We start from the raw sequence: 4,259 nt of genomic DNA, 5'->3' as shown, positions 1-4,259 counted from the left end.
ACAATCGTCGTCCAGTTGGGCGGAGTGACCGTGGGAAACGGCACCAGGCAGTTCTCAGCAAATACGCCGCCGTCAATCAATTTCTTAAAATTAGGCAGAAGCCCTTCCTGGGCATACTCGTCAATCCGCTTTGGTGAAGCGGCATCCAATCCAATAACAACAGCTTTCTTGGGCATTTTGGCCATGATTAATTCCTCCTTTTACTTAGGCCCTAAAATTAAAGGTTTCATTTGATAAAAATCCAATATGCGTCTTGGATTAACTCTTTGCCTCTGCAAATTCCAGGTTTTGTTCTAACTCGCCTCCATTTCTCTAAGAGCTCGTCGAAAGACCTTACCAATCGGTGTTCTTGGAATCGCATCAATAAACTGCACATGTCTGGGCCATTTGTAGCCAGCCATCTCGCTCCTGGCCCAATCTTGCAGTTCTTCCTCTGTGATCTTACCCATATAATCATCTTTTATTACTACAAAAGCCTTGATTGTTTCCCCTATCTCCGGGTCAGGCACACCTATTACAGCGCACTCCAGGACAGCGGGATGTTGATAGAGGTGATCTTCCACCTCTTCAGGCAGCACCTTGTAGCCTTTATACTTTATCATATCGCTCTGTCTTCCAGCGATAAAGAAACAACCTTTATCATCCATGTAAGCCAGGTCCCCGGTGAAAAGCCAGCCATCCTTTATGGTCTGCCTTGTCTTCTCGGGCTGTTTCCAGTATCCCTGCATCACCTGGGGACCTCTGACGGTCAACTCGCCGACTTCTCCAGGAGGAAGCTCCTTTGACCCGGTTTCCGCATCCACTATCTTCGCGTCTGTGTCCAGCACAGGCATCCCGATACTTTCTCCGCTCTGGGGAAGCCATGAGGGTATCATGTGAGTGGTCGGACTTGCCTCGCTGAGACCGTAACCCTGACCAACGTCCGAGCCTACGACCTCCTTCCACCTCTTGAGCAACTCCTGCGGAAGTGGGGCGGCTCCTGAAATAACGCGGTACAGGGAGGATAAGTCGTACTTCTCAAAATTAGGATCATTGATTAACAGTTGAAACATCAGTGGAATTCCCACGAAATTCTCAGTTTGATACAGCTCGATGTACTTCATTATTTCTTCCGGATTGAACGCGTTGTAAAGGATCATCATGGCCCTTTGAGCCATGTAGAGCTGGACCTGGGAAAAACCAAAGGCATGACACATAGGCAAGACCGTGATGCAGGACTCACTAATCTCTTCTTCGACTGCTGAGACCGCCTCCATTTCAGCCATCTGATAGACATTCGTGGTGATATTGTAATGAGTCAGCATCACGCCCTTGGGTACTCCGGTGGTTCCGCCGGTATACAAGAGGACACACAGGTCTTTTTTGGGATCAATTTTGACTTCAGGCGGTTTGGCCGGGGACTTATCCATCAGTTCCTTGAGGCTGATTGTGCCCGGCTTTTCTTCTCCATCAACAATGATATTATCTATTTCAACATCTTCTCTTACTTTTTCTATGTTCGGATATAATATTGAACTGCAAATAATCGTTTTCAGAATGCCACTGTCCTTCACGATATGTTCTATATCAGGCGCCTTAAGCATCGGATTAATCGGCACTGCAATGGCCCCGTTCTGGCTGATTCCATAAACAGTGAATATGAACTCCGGTGAGTTGGTCATATAAATGCCCACCCCATCTCCCTTTTTTATGCCAAGGTCTGCCAGCCCGGCTGCTATCTTATCGCTTAAGTACATGAGTTCACGGTAGGTGTATTTTCTTTCCTCCTGCACAAAATAGATGGCTAAATTATGGGGATATCCCCGGGCGGACTCCCGACCAATATGATGAATCGGTATCTCGGGATATTTTATCGTCCTGGGAACTCCTTCAGGATATAATTCTTCCCACAGACGGCCCGGTCGAACCCAGGGACTTTGGTTCTCAAAGTCATGCCTCACAGTATAAAGAGCTTTTTTCAAAATCATGCTCAAGAATCCTCCTTGTGAGTTGTAAGGCCTGGGTGCTCAGAATAATACAATCTTCGATCTCCCCTTTTTTTATTTCAAATCATTACCTTGCAGGCTAAGCGTATAACACCTTGCCTGTACGTTGAATGTAGGTAGCATAAAAGGAAAACGGCTTAAGTGTCAAGAAATAAGCACTTCCAAGCTGAGTAAAAAATTAATCCAGTTCTCAACGTAGGATCTTTTCATACAAATTTGCCTTAATCCCCCATAAGAACATTATCCAAGGCCTCTCCTCTAATGTGTTGACAGCTAATCAAGGCAAGCAATTTGTCATGAAGCTTTATTGATGTTAATATGGTTTGTTAAAGGCGCAATTTCCAGGTCCATCTATAATCAAATCAAGGGAGAGGAGTATAAAATGCGGAACTTCACCGAGTCACAAGCCCTTTTTGAGCGGGCGGAAAAGGTAATTCCCGGCGGTATTCCCGGTCATCAAAGCCCCAGACTTCTAGTCTGGGAGCAAAGCCCGTATTTTATCGAAAAGGCTGAGGGGTGCCGGTTTAAGGATGTAGACGGTCACGAGTATATTGACTACATGTGTGCCTATGGACCGATGATCATGGGATACAACCACCCCAAGATTGAGGAAGCCGTCCGGAATCAAAAGGAAAAAGGAGACTGTTTCAACCTTCCCTCCTCTTTATGGGTTGATCTGGCCGAGTCTCTGGTGGACCTGATCACTTCAGCCGATTGGGCGCTTTTTGGTAAAAACGGCTCGGATGCAGTCAACTGCGCCTGTCTGGTAGCCCGGGCTCACACAGGCAGGAAGAAAATCATCATGGCCGCGGGGACTTACCATGGCATCGGCCTCTGGTGCACACCCAATCCCACCGGGACAACCGAAGAAGACAGGACCAATGTTTTGACCTTTCCATTCAATGACCTCAATACTCTGAAAGAACTCGTTCAGGCCAACCAGGATGAGCTAGCCGGGATCATCGTCACGCCCTTTAAACATGAATTTGCCCACGACCTCGAAATGCCCACCCAGGCTTTTCTTGAAGGGCTTAAAGGAATCTGCAAGGCCGACGGCCCGCTGCTCATTATGGATGACGTTCGCGTAGGCTTCAGGCTTCACATGGGCGGGTCGGCCGAGTATTTTGGCTTAAAGCCTCATCTGACCTGCTTTTCCAAGGCCCTGGGAAACGGGTATCCGATCTCCGCGTGCGTTGGCGCCAAGGAGCTCATGGAAGCGGCAAGTCTGATCTTCTTTACAGGCTCCTTTTTCACGAGCGCCGCGCCCATGGCCGCGGCCCTGGCCACCCTTGATGAAATGGTGCGCACCAAGGCCCTGGATCATATTTTTCACATAGGCGAGATGCTCAAGCAAGGCATGCTGGACCAGGCCAAATCTCTGGGGCTGGAAATTAATTACACCGGGCCGGTTACCATACCATTCATGACCTTCAAAGACGATCCCTCGTTTGAAAAGAACAAAACCTTCTGCGCCACCGCCTATCAGGAAGGGGTTTTCTTTCATCCTTTTCACAACTGGTTCATTTCCGCAGCCCACAAGGAGGAGGATATCGAAAAGACCCTGCTAGTCACCCAGAAGGCCTTTGAGGCGGTTAAGGAGAAAATCCGGTAATCCGAAATAATCGCTACTTCGCTTAAAGGCTGTTTATCATCTCCAAGGCCTGCTTGATGCCCTCTTCATCCTTGCCACGGGTGGCCCAGACAACTTGTTTGTCTGGGCGGCGAAGCCTGCAATCCCTAATCTGTACAGAATTCATCTGGTATTATTGAATTTTTCAGGGTCTCCTGATGGCACGCATTGGATAATTATTGTTGAACGCAAACGATTAGAAAATTGGATATCACAAATTGTGCCGCGAGGTTGTTATATACCAGTGACTGCAGATTTTAGTCAGATACGTCCGCTACCAGATAGTGTAATCTTCGGGGGTGGTCCATACGATCCTGCAAGGATCGTGTGGACGCCGCAGGCGCAAGAAGTCCTGCCATTGTGTTCATCTACATGCTATAATGCGTGTATGACAAACAGGAGAATTTATGACGAAAAAAGTCAGGCCCATTACCTTACATTTTCTTGTTATCGACGAAGAAAGTTTTTGAATGATGATATTCATAAGAAAATTGTTATTGGTGTGCTTAGTTCTCAGTTAACCCAATTGAAACCCATGTTCCAGAATTCATTGGTGAGATTGGATGGTGTATCTTATTGATAATATTTATTATTTCGAGGAATAAATCTTGGCGTTGTAGTGTCTACAACATAGATAAGTAGCT

The 4,259-nt window shown here is 47.1% G+C and carries 3 protein-coding genes; 1 reads left to right on the top strand and 2 read right to left on the bottom strand.

The genetic code is table 11. The features are described from left to right. On the bottom strand, nt 1-185 hold a 185-nt coding region (locus tag JRI95_16485; protein MBW2063141.1), incomplete at its 3' end, for an alkaline phosphatase family protein. Nucleotides 186-293: 108 nt separating this feature from the next. Continuing rightward, nucleotides 294-1,967 carry an AMP-binding protein gene (locus JRI95_16480; GenBank protein MBW2063140.1) on the bottom strand — a complete coding sequence of 558 codons (1,674 nt, stop codon included), beginning with the start codon at nt 1,965-1,967 and terminating at the stop codon, nt 294-296. Nucleotides 1,968-2,367: 400 nt separating this feature from the next. On the opposite strand from JRI95_16480, the gene JRI95_16475 reads away from it, so the two are divergent. Further along, entirely contained in the window at nt 2,368-3,597 is a 1,230-nt protein-coding gene (locus tag JRI95_16475) for an aminotransferase class III-fold pyridoxal phosphate-dependent enzyme (protein ID MBW2063139.1), read from the top strand. The last annotated feature ends 662 nt before the right edge of the window (nt 3,598-4,259 follow it).

This window comes from Deltaproteobacteria bacterium (assembly GCA_019308995.1).
Lineage (GTDB): Bacteria > Desulfobacterota > Desulfarculia > Adiutricales > JAFDHD01 > JAFDHD01.
This window is presented reverse-complemented; position numbering and strand designations above follow the sequence as displayed.